Here is a 21315-nt window from a genome sequence, read left to right as displayed (position 1 = left end):
AGTCGACACAATGAACTCTGTACGTTGCAGACGGATCTTGTTGATGGCGGTACTGAGTTTGACGTGTACGACTGCTCTGGTTCATTCCGCGTCCAGGGGGCCCGGTTGGGGTGAACTGCCCTACGAACCGCCTGCTGCCGGAACTTACCAGTTGCCGGTGATCATGCCCGCCACCGATGGTACGGTGGTCAAGGGTGATCGATCCATGGCGAGTCTGCATGATCTCATGTCCGATCGGTTTGTTTTTCTCAGTTTCATTTTCACCCGCTGTACGGATGTCAATGGATGTCCGCTGGCGAACGCAGTGCTTTACAAGGTCCAGTCCAGGATCAATCAACGTCCGGAACTGGCTGAAGAGGTTGCCTTGCTGACGGTTTCATTCGATCCTGAATTTGACAAGCCGGAAATCATTTCCGGCGTGGCAAAGTCGTTCCATCGAGGCGGTGTCGACTGGGAATTTCTGACAACAGACAGTCAAACTGACTTGCAGCCGATACTGGACGGCTATGGTCAGTTCGCAGTCAAGCCTCATGATGAGCATGGTGTGCACATGGACGAGTATGTGCATATGCTCCGGGTCTACCTGATCGACAAAAAGCGGGATGTTCGCAATATCTACAGTGTCTCGTTTCTGCACCCCGACATTCTGATGAACGACTTGGATACGCTGTTGCTGGAATCCAAATCGGAATAATGTCCGATGAGGTGCAAATCCAGATTTTTGCCGTTCGGTTATTGGTCAGTCGGCGGATTGTTGTGCCTGCTGGTTGTGTTGCCGGCATTGTCGAGCACCAGTGGAGAACTGGATTCCGATCAGCAATTTGATGCCAGCCAGGCTTTCGGGCCGGGTGACGTCAAGGAAGGTTACGAGAGCGAAGAGTATCGCACTGATTCCAGAAGTCTGCTGGAAAGGCGCGGTGTCAAGAAAGACCTCATGCGCTACGTGGAGAATCCTCCTCTGGGTCTGCCGCAGGTTGTGTTCCCCGAGGACAATCCCATCACGCGCGAAAAGATCGATCTCGGCCGGAAGCTGTTTTTTGACCGCCGGCTGTCGATCAACAACACGCTGTCGTGTGCGGTCTGTCATATTCCTGAACAGGGATTTACAAACAATGAACTCGCCACCGCTGTCGGCGTTGAGGGACGTTCGGTTCTGCGCAATTCTCCCACGCTATACAACGTAGCCTACCAGGAAAACCTTTTTCTCGATGGCCGGGAAATCAGTCTTGAGAACCAGGTCTGGCAGCCGATCACTGCCAGAAATGAAATGGCCGCCCCGTCGATTGGGTATGTCATCAGGAAAATTCAGCAAATTCAGGATTACGATGGTTTGTTTGAGGCGGCATTTGACAATCGCGGTCCGGACATCGCGACGATCGGATTTGCACTCGCTAGTTACCAAAGGGTTTTGCTTTCGGGCGATGCGCCTTTTGATCGCTGGTATTTTGGTGGACAGGCCGATGCGATCAGTGAATCTGCAAAGAAGGGCTTTGGTGTATTCTCCGGGAAGGGGCAGTGCATCGTCTGTCACAGGGTTGGGGAAGACCATGCATTGTTCGTTGACCATGACTTTCACAACACCGGGCTCGGATATGCGGTATCAGCCGGTCAGCCTTCCTCAACGGACAGTCGAACCACGCGGGTACAGTTGGCACCGGGCATTTTTGCGGATGTTCCCAATCAGACCATTCTGTCTGTCTCAAGAAACAGAAACACCAATGACCTGGGCTTGTATCGAATTACCGAAAATCCGAATGATCGCTGGAAGTTCCGCACTCAGACTCTTCGAAACATTACGTTGACCGCACCGTATATGCATAACGGGCAGTTCAACACCCTGAGGGAAGTCATTGAGTTTTACAACGAAGGCGGCATTGCCAACGAACTGCTGTCACCGTTCATCCGTCCACTGAATTTAACTGAATCTGAAATCGATGACTTGGAAGCATTTCTGCTGACTCTGACTGGCAGCAACGTAGCGGACTTGGTGGCTGACGCATTCGCAGCCGAAATCGGGGATATCAGCATTGACGACCCCAAGTGGCCGAATACCAACAAGTTGGATTTCTGATCCGAAAGTTTCGGGTGAGGACTTCTGGGTTGATTGGATTTCGGATTACGCGAGTCACCCAAAGGCTGTGGGATTTACCAGCCGAGTAGTTTATCATCGGTGTTATTGGGGGTGGGTACAGTTGCTCAAGCACTGGACGAACTTGAGAAAGTATCTCCAAGTCTCATATTTTTCTGAACCATGACTGTTTTGAATCGTGCATTGCGATACCTTGCCAATCTAAGGCTGTATCTCAGGTATAGACTACTGCGCAGCTGTACGAAAAAATTCGTGCGGTGGTATCAGAAGGAAGTACTTGTTTCGTCTGTCCGCGCTGTATTCTTAGGTGATCTCATTTCCAATTCCATAACGTGTAACGGAGGTTTCGAAAGATCGGAACTTGCCCTTCTCTCCCGTGATGTGTTTCCACATCTTCCGCATCATACGACAGCCTTGGATATTGGTGCGAATATCGGCAACCACGCGGTCTTCTTTGCGAAGCATTTCGAGAGGGTAGTGGCGTTTGAACCTAATCCAATGGTGGCGGGATTGTTACGGGCAAATTCTGTAGGACAACCAATTGAGGTTGTGGAATTAGGTTTGTCTGATGCTTCAGGTAAATTGAATTTTCAGATTAATTCTCACAACATTGGTGGATCTTATATTACCGACCGACATGGCAGTACAACAATTTCAGTGGACAAGCTTGATTCGTTGGTGAAGCCGCTTGAGTTGAATGATGTTTCTTTTGTCAAGATTGATGTCGAAGATCATGAATGCGAGATGATTGACGGAGCATCCGATTTTCTGTCTGCAGTACTGCCGATTATTGCAATGGAAGGGCATTACGAATCGCAAATAGAGAAGGGAAAGCGGGTAACCGCAAAACTGCGGGAATTGGGGTACCGTTATTTTTATGCGATATCGGAGGAAACTGACGATCCGCGCCGGAAACACAAGGCTTTTTTTGATTTTATTCGGGGGGGGGGGACAGATCAAAGATTATCATCTGCAAAGAAAAGTGCGTCCGCTAAGGCTTGAACTCGTCGACAACCTGGCAGGGCGCGATCACAGCATGGCGATGATTTCGGCGATAGACCTTTTGGTGTCGCGTGAACGATCAGATGTCAGATAGAGATGTTTACGTTCGATGTTTAAGCACCAATCGGCAGATCGATTCATACAAGGGTGAGAAAGACCGTTGTATGAATGACTCCGATCTCACGATTCACTGTGTCTGCAAATCTGAGTGCACATTACATTTCATCACTTGCCGTTTTGGGAAAAAGGTACTTCGTGCAATTCGGTATCACTTGCGTATAATGCGAGTAGTCATAAGGCGTAAGCTGCGACCGATGGCATACGCAGGTCTATGAATTTATTGTGACTTTCAACAATATAGAATTGATGTGTTTTGTGGTGGCATAGTATCCCGGATCACTGCGATCGGGCGTTCAGCCGCTTCATTGTCAGAGAATTACTGAGTTAGCCGCCAATCATACCCATTTGTAATTGCTGTGGAATTTACCCCCAACATCATACTGGCGCTGGTCATCGGAGTTTTCGGTGGTGGCATCGTCGGATATATGATTGCCCGCACTCAGAGCAAGAACAACGGTGCCAAACAGCAGCTTGAAAAATTGCAGACCGAAATGAATGAATACCGGTCAAACGTACGATCCCACTTTATCGACACCGTGTCTTTACTCAGCCAGATTGACCAACGTCAGAAGCAGTTGCATCAGGCAGTGGCTGAGGGTGTAGTTGAACTGTGTGCGTCTGACGACAGCGACGGTGATTATCTTCTGGAGCAAAGTGTCCATTCACTAAGGCAGTTGGACCAAGACCCGAGCGACGACGAAAAGCACAGCGATTGAGCCCAATCAGAAAGTCGCCGACTGATCATTCAGCCTCGCAGGGCTGAATCTCCCAAGAAGAAGTTCGAGTTATTCGCTGGATACGCCTTCAGGCGGTGTGTAGGGCAGGGGGAACGGCGTAACGACGCCCTTTTCTCCGCTGGCGTGGATTTTCGCCGAACCTTCCTTTTCAACCTCATCGATGCGGATGACCGAATGGACGGGAATGTAGGTTCGGTTGACGCCGCTGAATTGGGTTTTCAGCTGTTCTTCGCCGGGGTTGACGACCAACTTCGACTGTTCGCCAAAAACGATATCCCCGACCTCAAGAAACGCGAATATATCGCTTTGCACGACACGCCGGGCGTAAAGTTCATACACCTTCGACTGGTTATGGAACAGAACGCGATACATCTTCTTCTTTGCTGCAGGCATGATGGGCGGTGGTTTACCTTTCAGGCAATCAACTGGAAAATCGGTCAAGTAAAATTTTATCAGGTTTGTATCTGCCCGTTCGCAGTTTGACTGTGTCTGTTGCTACCAGTCAAGGCCGGAGTATCCAAAATAAATGAGCAATCCGGGAATGATCAGCCACAGCAATCCTTTGATCAGAAAGAATAGGAATGCGATCACACCAAGTCGCTTGAAGCGTTTTCTGAACTTGTCGTTGGCAAGATAGTCAAACAGTTTCATCACAATTGTCCGTACTGATGATGTTGCGACCGCGCAACGATGAGTTCAATTATGCATCATGCTCCGATATGAAATCCAACACAAATCAGCCGCTGAGAAATGGCAAGACATAATGTGCGACGATTTCTGGCAGGTCCATATGGCAATGATGTCCTCCCTCGATGTCGATCACGGTTAGCCGATCAAGGTATTTCTCCCGGCCCCGCAGAGCTTCCCAATTCAGTATGATTCCATCCTTGGATCGAATCAGGATTGATTCGCACTGGATACTCTCAAGGTAGCGGGTCACATGCTCCTCTACGAGGTAGACGGGTGAGGGTTGGCGCAGGAAGCGGTCGGTGCGCCATGTGAATCCATCTTCCGATTCAATCAGATTTCTGCGCACAATGAGTCGTGCCGAAGCCAGTGACATCAGTCCGGCCTGCTGGCGCGCCTTGGCGGCATCATCGAGATTCTTGTAGGTTCTTGGCGGGACGCGAGCTTGAGTGGCACGGTCAACGTGACTGCGCAGTTGATCGACAAATCTCTCAGGAGGTCCGGTTACGGGGGCCAACCCTTCGACCATGGCGAGACGATTGATGCGCTCCGGAATTACCGAACAGATGACGCCGGCCACACCCGCACCCAGTGAGTGACCGAGCAAACTGAAATTCTCAAGCCCCAGCGCATCGGCAGCGAGGATGACATCAGTTGCGTAGTCGATGAAATGGTACGCGTTGACTCCGGCGCGATGTTGGGACTTGCCATGACCTGGCATATCGAGCGCGATAAGTCTTAAGTTTTCGAGATGCTCGGCGATTGGGATGAAACTGGCTGCATTGTCCAGCCAGCCATGCAATGCAATGACTGCCGGCAGATCGCTGCTGCCCCAGGCGAGTGCCGAGAGTTCGAGATTCCTTGTCTTTATTGTGATCTCTTCCAACGTTTCTGTCTCCTGATTACCGTAGATTAGAAAGTTCTCTGAGTGTATGTCGGCACTCACTTGTGACAACATGATCAACTCGTTGCAACACAACATATTCTCCGTAAGATGATTCAGCCTCTGCCCTGGAAGGCTGTCGTCGCACTATCGGATATTTCCCATTGAGTATCGGCCTGAATGCTGGAATGACTCCTGCGATCACCTGGTAAAGATCAGGCGATGCAACGGCATCCAAATGCGCAGATGACCAATGAACTTCATAATGCCGATGTGCTTTATCCAGGACATCGCAACGAATATTCAGCGCCATTGACGCGCTCGGTTCCAGCGTGTGCGTCAATACGCATTCGCCGTTCGAGTTGGCAATCGCTTTGTGCGGATAGTGGATTCCATCCGTTGCACCGATCGCTGCTACAGATTCGAGTTGCTCCGAGATTACTTGATCGACTTGTCCCAGTCCAGAATTCTCTTTTCGGATACTCGCAAAAAGGTCGACTTCAATTTGTTTTCTTACTCATACGAAAACTTATAAAATGATTCTACAATAGATTGACAACAGTACGAGATGTACATTTAACGAATTCAGTTATTGGAGAAGGAAATGAAAAGAATTACATTGGCTCTCGCGGCCGCGTTGTTTGGACTGACAGCCTCTTCGATTGTCCTGTCGGACGATCCGGTGAAAGTGGGATTTGTCTACATCGGACCCGTCGGCGATCATGGATGGACCTATCAGCACAACGAAGGACGACTGGCAGTCGAACAAGCTTTTGGTGATAAAGTCCAGACCACTTACGTGGAATTCGTTCCGGAAGGACAGGACTCGGAGCGCGTGATCCGACAGCTGGCTGCTGACGGACACGATCTCATCTTCACCACTTCATTTGGTTATATGAACCCCACGAATAAAGTCGCTAAGAATTTTCCAGACGTTCACTTTGAACATGCAACCGGTTATAAGCGAGGCGATAATGTTGCCACGTATTCCGCCCGATTCTATGAAGGCAGATATGTAATCGGACAGATCGCCGGTGCGATGACTAAATCGAATGTTATCGGTTACATCGCCTCGTTTCCCATTCCGGAAGTCGTGCGCGGCATCAATTCATTCACTTTGGGACTGCATAGTGTAAATCCTGATGCGAGGGTGAAAGTGGTCTGGGTGAGCACTTGGTTCGATCCCGGCAAGGAGGGCGACGCCGCCAAGGCATTGATTGACCAGGGTGCCGATGTCATCACTCAGCATACTGACTCTCCCGCACCGTTACAGGTCGCTGAAGAACGCGGGATTCTGGCATTCGGTCAGGCCTCGGACATGCATGCTTTTGCACCAAAGGCCCATCTGACAGCAATCGTCAACAACTGGGGGCCATACTATGTCCAAAGAACACAAGATGTGATGGACGGAAACTGGCAGTCTCAGGATGTGTGGGCCGGCATTGCAGACGGAATGGTGGTGATGGCAGATTTCAATGCTGAGTCTTTACCCGCAGAGGTCATTGCGAAAGCCAACGAAACTGTTGAAGGAATTCGCAACAGAACACTTCATCCATTTACCGGTCCCATCATGGACCAAGCCGGCAACGAGGTAGTTGCCGCCGGTGAGGTCATGAGCGACGGTGATCTTTTGGGGATGAACTACTACGTGATGGGAGTCGACGGTTCCGTTCCGAATTAATTCTTTTCGGAGTTTAACCGGACCTGGAATGAATTGGGGTGTCATTTGAACGACACCCCAATTTTTTGCGTATACGGACTGAATCACTTGGCATTGAGAATCCGCTTGCGTACTTGCGAGTGATTTCCAGCGACTTTGGCAGTTCAAGTTTCCCTGCTCATATCCTGTCTGGCATGACGACGTGAAGTCAATCGTATTACTCGACTACGATGGTGTCATAGTCGACTCAATCGATATATTTGCGCGGTCGGTAAGAATTGCTTCCGACAAGCTGAATCAACCGACCGGATTCACCCCGGATGATTTGCGAAACATCCAGCGAATGACAATCGGGGAAATCAGCGATCGAATCGGGGTCGGTACCGAGCAGATACCCAAGTTCCTTGAGTTCCTGGATCAGGAACTCGACCGGGTCGCAGACGAAGTCCGACTGTTTCCGAATATGAAACAGGTGATCAGGCAGCTCAGCCATTCGGGCACACTTGCAATCGTTTCAGCGACACCTGCGCCTATTGTCAGCAAGGTACTGGCAAACCATGCGATTGAACGGTATTTCGACGATGTGATCGGAGGCGACTCACCCGGTGCCAAGTCGGTGAAAATCAAGTCCCTCATCAAGCGATATGATTCGGCATCAGTCAATACATGTATGGTTGGCGATACGGTCAGTGACATTGAAGAGGGTATAAAGGCTGGTGTCGCGACCATTGCAGTCAGTTGGGGGTGGCATCCAGTTGAACATCTATTGTCTGCCGAACCTGATGGAGTTGCCCATCAACCTGAAGAATTGATTGATCTGACACAACTGCTCATCAATCCCTTACGAGCACAAATTGCTCGACAACCAACCATTGGCGATAAAAAATGAACGATTACAAGACGTTACTGGCTCAGGCCGGGCATTATATTGACGGACAGAGCGGTGGAATTGTCCCGCCGATCATGCCTTCGGTCACATTTGCCAGAGACGAGAATCTCGAGTTGATCGGTGATTATGTCTACAGCCGCTATGACAATCCGACCTACACTCAACTTGAAAGAATAGTCTGCAAGTTGGAAGGTGGTGAGGCGGCCTTGTTCTTCGCTTCAGGACTAGCGGCGATCGCGGCGGTATTTGAGACAGTCGACATGGGGCAGCATATTGTCGCACCCAGAGTCATGTATCACGGTACCGTTGACTGGCTGAAGCGGATTTCTGAAAAGAGGAGTCTGGGGCTGACGCTGTTTCATCCCTCTGATCCTGACGGACTCAGTGCGGCATTGCAGCCGGGGAAGACTGCGATTGTATGGATTGAATCGCCGATCAATCCGTCCTGGGAGGTATTGGACATTCGCCGAGCAGCGGATGAGGCGCACGCAGCCGGAGCGATTCTGGCGGTCGATTGCACTGCGGCACCACCGGTAACGACGTGCGCTTTGGAGCTCGGCGCAGACATCGTCTTTCACTCGGCAACGAAATACCTCAACGGTCACAGCGACCTCAACGCTGGTGTGCTTGTAACCCGGCGCAAGACGCCTCGATGGGACGACATTATCGAGGTCCGCAAGCTGACCGGTGGACTGCTTGGAACTTTTGAGGCGTGGCTGCTGCTCAGGGGAATGAGAACACTGTCGATCCGTTATGAGCGGGCATCGGACAATGCCATGAAAATCGCCCGATTCCTGGAATCGCACGATGCGGTTGATCAGGTTCTTTATCCGGGTCTTCCAAGCCATCCGACTTACGACATCGCATGCCGGCAGATGTCGAATGGATATGGCGGCATGATGTCGATCTTGATGAGAGGTGGTGCTGAGGCGGCCCGCAAGTTTGTCTCATCGGTGAACGTATTCGTCCGTGCGACTTCTCTGGGTGGTGTTGAGAGTCTGATCGAGCATCGAAGAACCGTTGAGGGACGCCACAGTCAGGTGCCGGTCAATCTGATCCGGCTGTCAGTCGGCATCGAGGATGTGGATGAGCTGATCGCCGACCTCGATCAGGCTCTGTCAGGACTGTGAGTTTTCCAGGTCGTCAATCAGTTAACTGTCGAGCACCACGTTCTAAGCGATGATGCTTCCTTTACAATTGACCTTATGAAAAACACCTGTGTTGCCCCTTTACATCTCATAGTTGTAAACACAAACCAAGGTCTTACGGTTTCGACTGTTCAAGGTCATGAATCAAGCGTTTGAGCCCTTTCTTTCAAGACATCCAGTATCGGTATGTATGTCGGTTCCGGTATCCTCATTTCTTGAGCAAGCGCTTCGATTTCAGAGACAACAAGATCGGTTCGCCCAATCAGTTCATCAAAAATCAGATCGACCTCCTCATTCGGGAGACCGGCTTTTTCCGCGGTCTGACGAAAGTGTCTGGGGGAAATCCAATGCACCCGATAAACATTGCGGTTGCCAACCGCCATCGCCAGTCCGATTTTTTGCTGCTGGAATTGTGGATAGGGTGATACTGACATGACATCATATAGGGGCGTCAGGCGATAGCCGCCTGGCGTGATGAATATTGAAAAGTTTTTAGCGTGTCCGTCAATCGCATTCAGCATGCAAAATATGATTTCCGGAATCTGTGGGGTGCTCAGGAACTTGTGTGGATCAGTCAATACGATGGTCTTGAGTATTTTCGTCTGACCGCGCTTGGCGCCTACTGCCTGGGACTCGAAGACAGCTATCAGCATCAGTCAGAGAGTTCAACACCTATTTCTGTGTTTTCCGATTCAAGAATACAAGTTGCGAAACCCTTATCCGCTTCTGAGCGGTTGACACTTGAGAGGTTTGCAAACGAGGAAGCCGAAAACACTTGGCGGCTTGCTCGCGACAAAATTCTGTTATCGGTCGAAAACGGAGCCGATGTCAACGACCTGAGGGATTTTCTGATCTCAAGGGATGATCAACCGCTGCCGGAGAAGGTTGAAGGCTTTCTGCGTAGCAGTGAACAAAATGCGCGTGCACTCAGCGTGCGCGGAAGTGCAATACTGATCGAGTGCATCAGCGAGGAAGTCGCAGCAGACATTGCTTCCAACAGACACACTCAAAAACTGTGTATGCGATCAGGCGAAAAGCACCTCAGCGTTCCGATTAAATCTGAAAAGACATTTCGAAAAGTTGTGCGCCAACTTGGCTACGGCATGCACCACTCAAAATGACTTGAGTCGCCAAGCGGCCCTCAGTGCTCAAGTCCTATGAATTCAAGTAACTTGTGTCTGTCAGAAGTGCGCCGTGGAAAGGCACTTGACTCTGGTGTGTGCAAGTTCCACCCGACAATTGTTGCTCAAATGTTGATATCAACATTTGAACGAAAGACGTGATGTAGAGCAAGGGGCAGAATTACGACAATGGATGGACGGGTTCGGAACGCCCGAATTCAAGGAACGTACATTGCTGATCGATACTGCTGTCGCACTCAAGTGCGGCGGCGGAATGCATTGGTGTAAAGCAGGCGGACTCTATGCGCCAGTGTGTTTAGCAATCGACTTGACGACTTTTGGTATGCGAGAACTGACGATTCGTAAAATTTGCCGATAATTTGACGGTCTGGACTCCGGTACATCGCCATGAGATAACCCATCGCAGCACACTGAAACCATCTTTGTGCTTGTGGACATTGTGTTGCTTTGGCGAGGGGTCAACGCAACACGAAGCAGTTTACTATAATGATTCATATAAGAACCATAAAATAATTCTATGGTTCATATATGAAGCAATAATAGAATTGATGCCAAAGTCCATAACACGCACCTACTCGCGATACAGTCAAACTGCGTCCGTCCTTCTTGGACGCCTGATTCGCACAGCGCGGAAAAAACGCGAATTCACTATGCAGGAAGTGGCAGATCGCGCTGGAATTTCCAGAGGACTGCTGCAACGCATCGAGAAAGGAAATCCTAAATGTGAAATTGGCGTGGTATTCGAAGTCGCGACCATAGTTGGCTTAAAGCTATTTGACGCGGATCGGAGCACACTAGAGAAGCACCTGCACCGTACAGAACAAGAACTGGAATTGTTGCCGAAGTCTGTTCGCCACAAAACCAAGATGGTGCATGATGACTTCTAGCAGCGGGAAAGAAGCCTTCGTCTGGATATGGTTGCCGAACGCAACGGAACCTGTTGTAGCCGGACGGTTGGAAGCTGACAATGGCAATGTCCGATTCAACTACGGCAAGAGCTATCTTGAACGAATTGGTGACAGTCAGCCTGCCATTTCGATTTATGAGCCGGAATTACCCTTGCAGAGTGGGGTTCTGCCTCTGTCAGAAGGTTTGGCTATGCCTGGCTGCATCCGGGATGCCTCACCCGATGCATGGGGCCGGCGTGTCATTATCAATAAACTACTCGGACTAAAGGGTGCGGACACGGATACCAATGAATTGGATGAACTGACCTACTTGCTGGAATCCGGTTCTGATCGAATCGGTGCACTCGATTTTCAACGTTCGCCAACAGAATACGTGCCGCGAATTGCGGAAAACCCAACAATAGAAGAGTTACTTGAATCCTCCGAACGGGTCGAAAAGGGGGATCTATTCACGCCTGAGCTGGATCAAGCGTTGTTCCACAGCAGTTCGATCGGCGGCGCGCGTCCAAAGGCCTTGATCCAAGATCAGGATAAAAAGTACATTGCGAAGTTTTCCTCTAGCACTGATCTTTACAGTGTTATCAAAGCTGAATTCATTGCAATGCGGCTTGCTGCGTTAGCTGAACTGAATGTCGCACCGGTCCAACTGACCAAAGCCGTTGGTAAAGACGTGCTCCTGATCGAGCGGTTTGACCGAATTCCAAAGCACAACATTTGGCTGCGCAAGGCCATGGTCTCTGCGTTGACTTTGCTTAGCCTAGATGAAATGATGGCACATTACGCCAGTTACGAAACCTTTGCTGAAATCATCCGTCACCGCTTCACAAATCCGAGAAAAACCCTCGTGGAAGTATTCTCTCGGCTCGTTTTTAACATTCTTTGTGGGAATACGGATGATCACGCGCGCAACCATGCGGCATTTTGGGATGGCAGGGACCTGACTCTCACACCCGCCTATGACATATGTCCGCAAAATCGCACGGGCAATGAAGCTTCACAAGCTATGTTGATCTGTGGTAACAACAGCCTCAGCCGGCTTAGAACCTGTCTTGAAGCGGCACATAACTTCTTGCTGTCTGATGAACAAGCCCGTATGATTTTCGAAAAGCTCATTACTGCAATCGAGCAACATTGGGAGGCCGTATGCGAAGAAGCCGAACTAAGCGATGCGGACAAGAAACTTCTATGGAGCAGACAGTTTCTAAACACTTTTTCGACTGAACAATAAGAAGCGCTAGGAAAAACTGACCAAGTTCATCTATTGTTTACCCCCACTGAAAATTACTTTCTAATTTTCAGTGGGGGTAAACACTGAGCAAGATGCTGATAAATTTGGTTCAGAACTTCTCTTGAAATCATTCTTGCATTCTTGCACGAACAATTCAATATTGCAAGAATGAAAATATTTTTGTTTTTCGTGCTGGACAATTCCCGATTTCACTTGCCGCTCTTACGTATCGATTACATGTTTTACCGAGCACTTAACCCAGAAACCTCAGTGCGACTTGAAAAGACACTCTCTGTATGAGTGGCAGGAACCAGGTTCAAGCCATGGATGCTGCTCAGGGGAATGAGAACACTGTCGATCCGTTATGAGCGGACTTCGGACAATGCCATGAGAACCACCCGGTTCCTGGAATCGCACGATGCAGTTGATCCGGTTCTGTATCCAGGTCTTCCGAGCCACCCCGGAAATTCGCCTCTTGGGCGTACGTATTCGTCCGTGCGATGTCTTTGGGTGGCGTTGAAAGTCTGATCGAGCATCGAAGAACCGTTGAGGGACAGCACAGTCAGGTGCCGGTCAATCTGATCCGGCTGTCAGTCGGCATCGAGGATGTGGATGAGCTGATCGCCGACCTCGACCAAGCCCTGTCAGGACTGTAAGCTTCCTGGATTGCCGGATATCAGGTCAGTCGGAAGCGGTCAGGTGACAGCGTACTGAATTCAAACGGCGACTGTACGTAGGCATTCGGAGGCTCACTGCCACTGAGCAGCGAGGCAGCGTAGCAGCCGATGCCGGGCGACGAAAATATGCCGTAACCACCCTGACCGACCAGCCAGAAGAAACCTTCGCGGTGAGGTTCCCAACCAATGACAGGGTTGTGGTCAGGGGCAAAAGTTCGAAGGCCAGCCCAGCTGTGATCAATACGCGTGACCTTAAGGTCGGTCGTCTCCTCGAATCTTGCAATGGCAACCGCCAGATCCATTTCGTCAGGTTGTGCATCGCAGGGGACACTTGGAGTCTGGTCAGCAGCCGACAGCATGAGTTTGCCGACACCGAAATTCTGGAAATAGACGTAGTTCGGCTCCACTACGACGAAAGTTTCTATGTCGAAATTGACGTCTGGAAACTGACTGCTATCGAGAATAGCAACAGTTCGCCGTTTTGGTACAAGTCCTACGGGTGCGATATCTGCAATGCGGGCGAGTTCATCACCCCAGGCGCCTGCCGCATTGCATACGGTCGGTGTCTTATAGGATTGTCCGTCCGTACTGAGTTCCCAAAAGCCAGATGGATCCTGATTGAGACTATCGATCCTCGAGTCAAGATGGATGACACCGCCCTTACGGGTTATGTTGCGTACATAATGCGAATGAAGGGCGTGCACGTCAATACTGAAGACTTCCTTGTCAACAATGCCGCCGAGGAATTTCCCGCTTCGTAGAAAGGGCACTTTTTCGAGGCAGGTGGATTCGTCCCACCAGACGCAGTTAGGCGGTCTTTCGACTGTAAGTGTCTGATTGGCGTCGATCACGGTCAGCAGGTCCCGGGGTTCGATCAGCGGGTCTTCAGCCTGTGCCGATTCACTTTCCAGGTACGAGCGTCCGATTGTCGCGAATGCCTTCATCGAGTCGGGTCCGTAATATGGGGTCAGCAGCGCGGCACTTCGTCCGGTCGTGTGATAGGCGAGCGAGTCTTCCATTTCGAAAAGATGTACCTGCACACCTGAATTTGCCAGAAAGGATCCGACAGATGCACCGGCAATGCCGCCGCCGATGATCGCGATGTCGATGGCTCTGGCGGTCATCTAGATCTGAAGGCAGAGTCTAATTGAATCATACAAGGCGGCATATATGTTTCTGCTTGCCACTGCGTCTCCCACCCTGAACAGCTGATAGTTGCCGTCGGGATTTGCAACCGTATTCTGGGGAGTTCCATTGACCAGGGCGTCAAAATCGATAATACCGTGGTTGAGTGAGTCGCGCTTGAGGTCAAAATATAGTTCGTCGTTTGGGAGCGTGCCGTGCTCGACGACAATCTGGGAAGCCTCAATCTGGGTGGCAGAGCGGTCGAACTCGTTGTAGAAGTGCCCGACCAGCGTCCCGTCTTTGCGTTGCGCGCCGATCAGACGCTGACTGACGATCATCTCCACGTTGTTCTCGTAGAACAGTTTGTAATAGACCGGGTAGTTGGTGCCGCCGACTTCCTCAGCGATCTGCCGGTCGGGGGTTGCGAACCTGACCGTTGAACCTCTGCGGATCAGGAACTCAGCGCAGGAAATTGCCTGATGTTGTCCGTTATCGTCGTAGATCAGTACGTCGTCATGCAATGTTGCAGCACCATCCAGAACATCCCAGGTCGTGGTAACGCAATCGGCACCGTATTTCAAGAATGTCAGGTTGGGCGAACCACCTGTCGCAACAATGACCACGTCGGGATTTTCCTGGATCACGTCTCCGGCTTCGGCATAGTGGTTGAATCTCATTTCCACCGAAAGACGTTGCAACTGTCCGTATAACCAGTCGGTCACGCCCAGTATTTCGCGCCGGCGTTCAACTCGCGCCGCAGTGTTGAGTTGTCCGCCCGGCTGATCGGCCGCCTCGAACAAAACGACATCGTGTCCCCGTTCAGAGCACACCCTGGCGGCTTCCAGGCCGGCGGGGCCGGCACCGACTACGACAACGCGTCTGTGAGTCCGTGAAGGCGGTACGATGTGAGGTATCTGTCCCTCCCGTCCGGTTGCAGGGTTGTGAATACACAACGCTTCGCCGCCCATATAGATCCGATCGATGCAGTATCCTGCACCCACGCAGGGTCGGATCTGATCCTCTGCACCCTGTTCAATCTTGCTGACGATATGCGGATCAGCCATATGCGCCCGGGTCATACCGACCAGATCGACGCAACCGCTCGCAACTGCGTGGCGTGCAGTTGCGACATCGGCTATTCTCGCGGCGTGGAAAACGGGTAGTTTCAGGGCAGAACGCACCGCCGCAGTGAACTCGAGATGCGGCCCTGAAGGGGTTCCCATATTCGGTATGACGTGGGATAGCCCCTCGTCGGTATCGACATGTCCCTTGATCACGTTGATGAAGTCCAATTTTCCGGTATCGGTCAGAATTTGCGCAATCTGCATGCCCTCTTCAAATTCCAGTCCATCGGCAAGATCCTCATCGATAACCATACGGATGCCAACGATGAAGTCGCTGCCCACCTGATTGCGAATCTCGTCAATCACCTCGACGGTAAAGCGAATGCGGTTGTCAAGACTCCCGCCATAACGGTCAGTACGACGGTTGGTGCGCCGCGCCCAGAATCCGTCCAGCAGGTGTCCGTATCCCTCGATCTCAATTCCGTCCAGATCGCCGTCAACACAGCGTCTGGCTGCCGCACCGTAAGCCTTGGCGATTCTTGAGATGTCCTCAATCTCAAGCTCCTTCGGAAAAGAACGGTGGGCAGGTTCGCGCACGCACGAGGCCGCCACCGTCGGCAACCAATCATTGACGTAAGGTGAAGTCCGCCGTCCCAGATGCGTGATCTGGCACATGACCGCGGTCCCGTACTGATGGACCCGATCAGCGAGTTGCCTGAAGTAGGGGACAATTTCATCAGAGCCGGCGTAGAGATTTCCGAACGCCGGCGGTGAGTCCCGGTCAACCAGTGTTGAGCCGCCGAACATAGTCAACGCGATACCGCCTTTTGCTTTCTCCTCGTGATACAGCTGATAGCGGAGTTTAGGCAACATGTCCTCGGAGTACGAAGGCTCGTGACTGGTGCTGATGATCCGGTTTCGAAGATGCAGATGCTTCAGCTGAAAGGGCTCGAGCAGGGGATCGGATTTGGGTTTCATATGCTAGCGGTCGACAGGATCTGCGCAAATAATGAGGAATTGTCAAGGCGTTTAAATATATATTATCTGCCTGATTTCATAAGCAGTGTATTGATCTGCCCGAAACGGAGATTTAGAGATCCAGACGCTGGGTGACTGAGAATCAGTTGATGAATCGATGCGACTATCCTTGCGACTGAAAATGAATCTCTGCACTCACGCGGAACTTCGAAACATTTATGGATTCCAGTGACTCCAGAGCGACGAATTTGACAGAGCTGGAAAGTGGCTGATTCTGCAACACGGAGAAAGCGGCGACCCAAGCGGTCGGATTCGGTCGTCGCACAGCTTCCCTTTCAGCAAGTCCAGAATCCCTATGACCCTGTTGAACTGCTGTCGCTGGAACAGATGGAGCGGATTCACGATGCGTCCCTCACCGTTCTGGAAGAGGTTGGTGTCAATTTTCTGCTTGACGAAGCCCGACAGATCCTCAAGATAGCAGGTGCTGATGTTGACAACGAGAGCACACGGGTACGGTTTGACAGAAACCTGATATTGGAGTCGATCAGGACAGCGCCATCTGAATTTACCATCCATGCAAGGAATCCAGAACGCTGTTTGCGGATGGGCGGACGCTGGCTGGCATTTTCGACCGTTGCCGGACCGCCGAACTGCAGTGACATAGACAACGGCAGACGTTCTGGAACCTATGAGGATTATTGCAAGTTTATCAAGCTGGCACAATGTGTGAACATCGCCCATGCAATTTCAGGTCATCCGGTCGAACCCTTGGACCTGAACCCCCAGACCAGGCATCTGGATACGGCGCGGGCGAATGTGATGTTGACGGACAAGGTGTTCCGGTGTTATTCCCTGGGTCGCGACCGTGTTCTGGACTCGATTGAGATTGCGTGTATCAGCCGGAAAATTTCTCGTGCCCAGCTGTCTCGAGAGCCGAGTCTTTTTACCATCGTCAATGTCAATTCACCATTGCAGTATGACGTACCCATGTTATGGGGAATCATCGAGCTGTCGCGAATGAATCAGGTCGTTGTCATCACTCCTTTCACATTGGCTGGTGCGATGGCACCGATCACGCTGGCCGGTGCGGTGACGCAGCAAAATGCTGAAGCGCTCGCAGGGATCGCCTTTTCCCAGATTGTCAATCCAGGCGCGCCGGTGATCTATGGCGGCTTCACATCCAATGTCGACATGCAATCCGGTTCTCCCGCATTCGGGACGCCAGAATTTGTCAAGGCGACCCTGATTGGCGGGCAGTTCGCCAGGTTCTACAATCTGCCTTACCGGTCCTCGAATGTCAATGCATCGAATGCACCTGATGTACAGGCTGCCTATGAATCACAGATGGCGGTTTGGGGCAGTATCATGGGGCATGCCAATCTGATTCACCACGCGTTGGGATGGCTTGAGGGCGGGCTTTGTGCGTCGTTTGAGAAATTTGTCATTGACGCCGAGATACTGCAAGGTATGGTCGAGGTTCTCAAGCCAGTTGTTGTCGATGATGATACACTGGGTCTAGATGCCATTCGTGAAGTCGGTCCGGGTGGTCATTATTTCTCCGCCCGACAGACGATGGAGCGCTATGATTCGGAGTTTTATCGACCCATACTGTCCGACTGGCGAAACTTCGAGACTTGGTACGAAGACGGTGCGGTCGATTCGACTGTCAGGGCGAATCGATTGTTCAAACGACTGCTGGAAGAGTATGAGCAGCCGAATATTGACCCCAGTGTTGTGGAAGAACTTGACCGATTCGTCAATGTCGCCAAGGAAAGGCGGGCCAAATTGGCAGTCTGATGCAGAGTTTAATCTGGAAGATTGTGACCAAAGAGCGCGGTGGTCCGCGTTGCACGAATTAATCTGCAAAAATTGGGGACCGGGCGAAACGGTATGGTTTAACGATCAGACATTCGTCAGGCGATGCTCTGTAAGACGTTTGATTGGCGGACACATGCGTATCAATGGTATCGAAAGTCCCCGACCGCTTCCGACACGTATCTGTCATTTCGAAAAACGGACAATGGAACAATGAAGCCCAGGGGAAAGCTAAAACATCTGATGCGTGAAGTTCGACTTGGATTGAAAAGGTCGATTTGGAAACGATTTGGCAATACGAGATGGTATTTGAAAATCAGAGCCGCGGAGCGAGCATATAAGGTCAAACGCAGAACTGACGCCGGCATCACAAAGAGATACAGGGAAACGGAGCGTCTTCACCTTGATGAAGTTTCAACGGCAACAACACCGGGAACTGCGAATTGGCTCATTCAAACTGAAATCCGATATGGCGGATACTCCGAAAATGTGACCATCGAAAAGTTGAGCAGTCACGACCGAAGGTACGTTGAAGGTTTACAGCCGCGCCCGCAAACAGGGGGAGATAGAATGCTCCATCGTGGATATGCTGATCACTATGCAAGGTTTCTTGAGCCGTATGTGCACAATCGCGACAAGGATCGGATTGTGTTGTGCGAGGTCGGCGTGCTGAAGGGTACCGGTCTTGCGATATGGTGTGATTTGTTTCCGAACTCCAGAGTCATCGGATTGGATTTCGACTTGTCCAGTTTCTATCGAAACGAGGAGAATCTGCGTAAAATTGGTGCTTTCGGGACGAATTACCCTGAACTGTATGAATATGATCAGTTCGTGTATTGTGCAAAATACCTGGAGGATATTCTGGATGGGGACAGAATTGATATTTTTGTGGACGATGGCAACCACTCCGACGAGTCGATTCTGACCACACTTGATAGTGCTTCACCACACCTTGCCGAAAAGTTCGTCTATTTCATCGAAGACAATCAGTGGATTTACAGAAAGATTCAGTCCAACTACGAACAATTTGTCATATTCAACGATGTCGCAATGAGTGTGTTGACCTCCGTTGGTGATTACCGCGTCGACTGAATTTTCTGTTACTATCAAGCGTTTATGATTTTATCTCGAATAGACTCGCCGGTCAGACGCACAACCACTTCAACTGACGAACTGACGCACACCCAATCCCAATGATTGAGTATCTTTAACGTGCTCCTCTTTGTTCAATCACTCGGCTCCAGCATGTCATTCGAATACGCATGTGTGGTTTTCCGTTCTGAGTTAACTAACACGAAGTGCTCTTTACTGCCGGAGGGAGTTTCAATGTCTCGCCATTGATTCTAATGAAAAAGGGTTATCGAAAATAATGGAAAGAACTTTTTGGCATAGGTACAAAGCTTACAAACACATTGTCAGACTCAAGTACAAGCAGTTGATTCGTGCAAGAATTTGGGACAGTGTCGGGTATCAGACTTATCGGACTTTGCGCATCAAATTCAGAACTTGGAGAACGCGCCAAGACTGGCACCGTTCAATTGTGAGATCGCGCAACAGAATTTATGAGAATACTTGGCGCAGGCTACGATCGGTTTCAGAACCAGGATCACGGGAATGGTTGATTGATGCAGAAATAAAATTTGGAGGAAAGGTTATCTGTATACCCACCAAAAACAGTTTAATCGATCCCGTTGGCTCCGAGACTCTCGCTTCGGGTGGTGACAGGATGTTGCATCACGGATATGCGATTTACTATGCAGAGTTTCTCAAGCCTTATGTACAGGACCGTGACCGGCGTCGGGTGATCTGCGAATTTGGTGTATTGAACGGCACCGGTCTGGCAATCTGGTGTGACCTTTTCCCCAATGCTCGCTGCATCGGATTTGATGTTGATCTGTCCAACATCGAAGAGAATATGGACAACCTGCTCCAGAGCGGCGCATTCAGCAATAGTTCACCTGAACTGTTTGAATATGACCAGTTTGTTTATTCTGAAGAATACGTTAAGGAAATTCTAGGAGGAGATAGGATCGATATAGTCGCAGATGACGGCAATCATAGCGAAAAAGCCATCATGACCACGCTCAAGAGTGTTACACCTCACCTCAATGATCGATTCGTTTACTTTGTTGAGGACAATTGGGACATTCACAGCGTTATTGAGAATGCATATCCGGATTATGTTGTACGCTCTGATTGTGGATTCACGGTCATTACCCCGTGACGCGTTCAGGGGCTTTCTTTACTGTGTTCATTAATGCGAGGATACTGAATACTTGAAGGTTTGCTTTGGTTTAGCGGTATCGGGAGTTTGCCTTGAAATTTGCTCAGTTCAAGAACGGAAAAAGACAACAAAACCCCCAGGCCCACAAAAGTGAAGGAGTACGTCCACACTTTGTTGTCGTTGCCTGTTTTGCAGTCAGCATCCTTTTGGACCGGCAGGCGCGCCCCACAATATGCGCCTGCTCCTACGGTCAGTTGCGACTCTGCAGAAGCGGCGAATGACATAGCATGTGACAACAAGGTAGTATATTTCATCGCGGGCGGGGTGATACAAACGCGGAAATGATGAGGGTTTAGTAATAAATTCGAATTGCCGCTATAGGAATATTCCAGCTATCAGAATTTGTTTGAGTTATTCATTATCCGACAAGTTTCATGCACTGTGGAATGGCGATTTACTCGGATTGGTGCGAGTCACGGCTTGACTCCCATAACTGAATCTCCAACTCGTTTCAGGAAGACTGGCAAATTGATTGAGTCAAGATATTCGTCAACTGCCTGTTTACTTCCAGTCCAAGAGTAATAATCGTCAACAATGATTACGCCTTTTGACACCAGACGCGGGAACAGGTGAATCATTTCCTGTTTGGTGGAATCATACCAATCGGTGTCCAAACGCAATACAGCGATTTCATCTGGCAGTGTAGTCAGCAAGGTGTCTTCGACTTTTCCTTTCACAAAATTGAATTTGTCGTAAGGGTAGCCAGTCTTGGCAACATTCTGTTTGACTTCGTCCAAACTTGCTCGACACCAGTCACTTTCATCGACACCAGTCTGTTTTGAACGATACATTTCGTGTAGGTCTATTTGCCCACGCGGGTCATTGTCTACCCTGAAATCGCGTTAGAGCATTATTTTCGCATCAACAGCCCGATTCTGG

The 21315-nt window shown here is 50.3% G+C and carries 19 protein-coding genes and 2 pseudogenes; 14 read left to right on the top strand and 7 right to left on the bottom strand.

The features are described 5' to 3' along the window. Window positions 1–10 precede the first annotated feature (10 nt). From OXI60_01015 to OXI60_01000, 4 genes are all read left to right on the top strand, one after another. Complete coding sequence (locus OXI60_01015) at window positions 11–694, top strand: SCO family protein (GenBank protein MDE0308400.1); 684 nt, start codon at window positions 11–13, stop codon at window positions 692–694. Window positions 695–700: 6 nt separating this feature from the next. Beyond that, a complete protein-coding gene (locus tag OXI60_01010; GenBank protein MDE0308399.1) occupies window positions 701–2071 on the top strand; it encodes a hypothetical protein in 1371 nt (456 codons plus the stop codon). A gap of 432 nt (window positions 2072–2503) precedes the next feature. Next, window positions 2504–3091: an FkbM family methyltransferase gene (locus OXI60_01005; protein MDE0308398.1), complete on the top strand. Its 588-nt coding sequence runs from the start codon at window positions 2504–2506 to the stop codon at window positions 3089–3091. A gap of 476 nt (window positions 3092–3567) precedes the next feature. Further along, a complete protein-coding gene (locus tag OXI60_01000) occupies window positions 3568–3927 on the top strand; it encodes a DUF1043 family protein (protein ID MDE0308397.1) in 360 nt (119 codons plus the stop codon). 69 nt (window positions 3928–3996) lie between these two features. On the opposite strand, the gene OXI60_00995 is transcribed toward OXI60_01000, so the two are convergent. The 3 genes from OXI60_00995 to OXI60_00985 all read right to left on the bottom strand — a co-directional run bounded on the left by OXI60_00995 (window position 3997) and on the right by OXI60_00985 (window position 5593). Continuing rightward, the gene (locus OXI60_00995; GenBank protein MDE0308396.1) at window positions 3997–4389 is read right to left on the bottom strand and encodes a DUF1820 family protein; all 393 of its coding nucleotides are present in this window, start codon (window positions 4387–4389) and stop codon (window positions 3997–3999) included. A 54-nt stretch (window positions 4390–4443) separates the two neighbouring features. Continuing rightward, a complete protein-coding gene (locus OXI60_00990; protein ID MDE0308395.1) occupies window positions 4444–4599 on the bottom strand; it encodes a hypothetical protein in 156 nt (51 codons plus the stop codon). Window positions 4600–4684: 85 nt separating this feature from the next. Beyond that, window positions 4685–5593 (bottom strand): alpha/beta hydrolase, encoded by a 909-nt coding sequence (locus OXI60_00985; protein MDE0308394.1) that lies wholly within the window; start codon window positions 5591–5593, stop codon window positions 4685–4687. Window positions 5594–6122: 529 nt separating this feature from the next. On the opposite strand from OXI60_00985, the gene OXI60_00980 reads away from it, so the two are divergent. From OXI60_00980 to OXI60_00970, 3 genes are all read left to right on the top strand, one after another. After that, a complete protein-coding gene (locus OXI60_00980) occupies window positions 6123–7199 on the top strand; it encodes a BMP family ABC transporter substrate-binding protein (GenBank protein ID MDE0308393.1) in 1077 nt (358 codons plus the stop codon). 181 nt (window positions 7200–7380) lie between these two features. Continuing rightward, on the top strand, window positions 7381–8067 hold the full coding sequence (locus OXI60_00975) for an HAD family hydrolase (protein ID MDE0308392.1): 687 nt from the start codon (window positions 7381–7383) through the stop codon (window positions 8065–8067). Beyond that, a complete protein-coding gene (locus tag OXI60_00970) occupies window positions 8064–9197 on the top strand; it encodes an aminotransferase class I/II-fold pyridoxal phosphate-dependent enzyme (GenBank protein MDE0308391.1) in 1134 nt (377 codons plus the stop codon). The genes OXI60_00975 and OXI60_00970 overlap by 4 nt, the downstream gene beginning before the upstream one ends. Window positions 9198–9352: 155 nt before the next feature. Here the strand turns inward: OXI60_00970 and OXI60_00965 are convergent. Next, window positions 9353–9736: pseudogene (locus OXI60_00965) on the bottom strand (HipA domain-containing protein). On the opposite strand from OXI60_00965, the gene OXI60_00960 reads away from it, so the two are divergent. The 4 genes and pseudogenes from OXI60_00960 (at window position 9713) to OXI60_00945 (ending at window position 13149) form a co-directional block, all read left to right on the top strand. Further along, a complete protein-coding gene (locus tag OXI60_00960; GenBank protein MDE0308390.1) occupies window positions 9713–10336 on the top strand; it encodes a hypothetical protein in 624 nt (207 codons plus the stop codon). The pseudogene OXI60_00965 and the gene OXI60_00960 overlap by 24 nt on opposite strands. A gap of 569 nt (window positions 10337–10905) precedes the next feature. Then, on the top strand, window positions 10906–11244 hold the full coding sequence (locus tag OXI60_00955; GenBank protein ID MDE0308389.1) for a helix-turn-helix domain-containing protein: 339 nt from the start codon (window positions 10906–10908) through the stop codon (window positions 11242–11244). Next, complete coding sequence (locus OXI60_00950; protein MDE0308388.1) at window positions 11234–12493, top strand: type II toxin-antitoxin system HipA family toxin; 1260 nt, start codon at window positions 11234–11236, stop codon at window positions 12491–12493. Before OXI60_00955 ends, OXI60_00950 begins: the two co-directional genes overlap by 11 nt. Before the next feature lie 342 nt (window positions 12494–12835). Beyond that, window positions 12836–13149 (top strand): annotated as a pseudogene (locus OXI60_00945) (PLP-dependent transferase). Window positions 13150–13169: 20 nt separating this feature from the next. Here the strand turns inward: OXI60_00945 and OXI60_00940 are convergent. Together OXI60_00940 and OXI60_00935 are read right to left on the bottom strand one after the other, a co-directional pair. Next, window positions 13170–14294, bottom strand: coding sequence for an FAD-binding oxidoreductase (locus OXI60_00940; protein MDE0308387.1), 1125 nt, complete (start codon window positions 14292–14294; stop codon window positions 13170–13172). Next, window positions 14295–16337 (bottom strand): NADH:flavin oxidoreductase, encoded by a 2043-nt coding sequence (locus OXI60_00935; GenBank protein ID MDE0308386.1) that lies wholly within the window; start codon window positions 16335–16337, stop codon window positions 14295–14297. It abuts the gene before it with no gap. Between the two features lie 264 nt (window positions 16338–16601). Between OXI60_00935 and OXI60_00930 the strand changes: the two genes are divergently transcribed. From OXI60_00930 to OXI60_00920, 3 genes are all read left to right on the top strand, one after another. Next, window positions 16602–18134, top strand: a complete 1533-nt coding sequence (locus tag OXI60_00930; protein MDE0308385.1) for a trimethylamine methyltransferase family protein — start codon at window positions 16602–16604, stop codon at window positions 18132–18134. 588 nt (window positions 18135–18722) lie between these two features. After that, entirely contained in the window at window positions 18723–19244 is a 522-nt protein-coding gene (locus OXI60_00925; GenBank protein MDE0308384.1) for a hypothetical protein, read from the top strand. 634 nt (window positions 19245–19878) lie between these two features. Next, the gene (locus tag OXI60_00920; GenBank protein ID MDE0308383.1) at window positions 19879–20376 is read left to right on the top strand and encodes a hypothetical protein; all 498 of its coding nucleotides are present in this window, start codon (window positions 19879–19881) and stop codon (window positions 20374–20376) included. 473 nt (window positions 20377–20849) lie between these two features. Here the strand turns inward: OXI60_00920 and OXI60_00915 are convergent, their stop codons facing one another. Beyond that, window positions 20850–21227, bottom strand: a complete 378-nt coding sequence (locus tag OXI60_00915; GenBank protein MDE0308382.1) for a hypothetical protein — start codon at window positions 21225–21227, stop codon at window positions 20850–20852. Between the last annotated feature and the right edge of the window lie 88 nt (window positions 21228–21315).

It is taken from the genome of Acidiferrobacterales bacterium (genome assembly GCA_028820695.1).
Lineage (GTDB): Bacteria > Pseudomonadota > Gammaproteobacteria > Arenicellales > JAJDZL01 > JAJDZL01.
The sequence above is the reverse complement of the archived record's forward strand: the minus strand, read 5'-3'. Positions and strand labels throughout refer to the sequence as shown.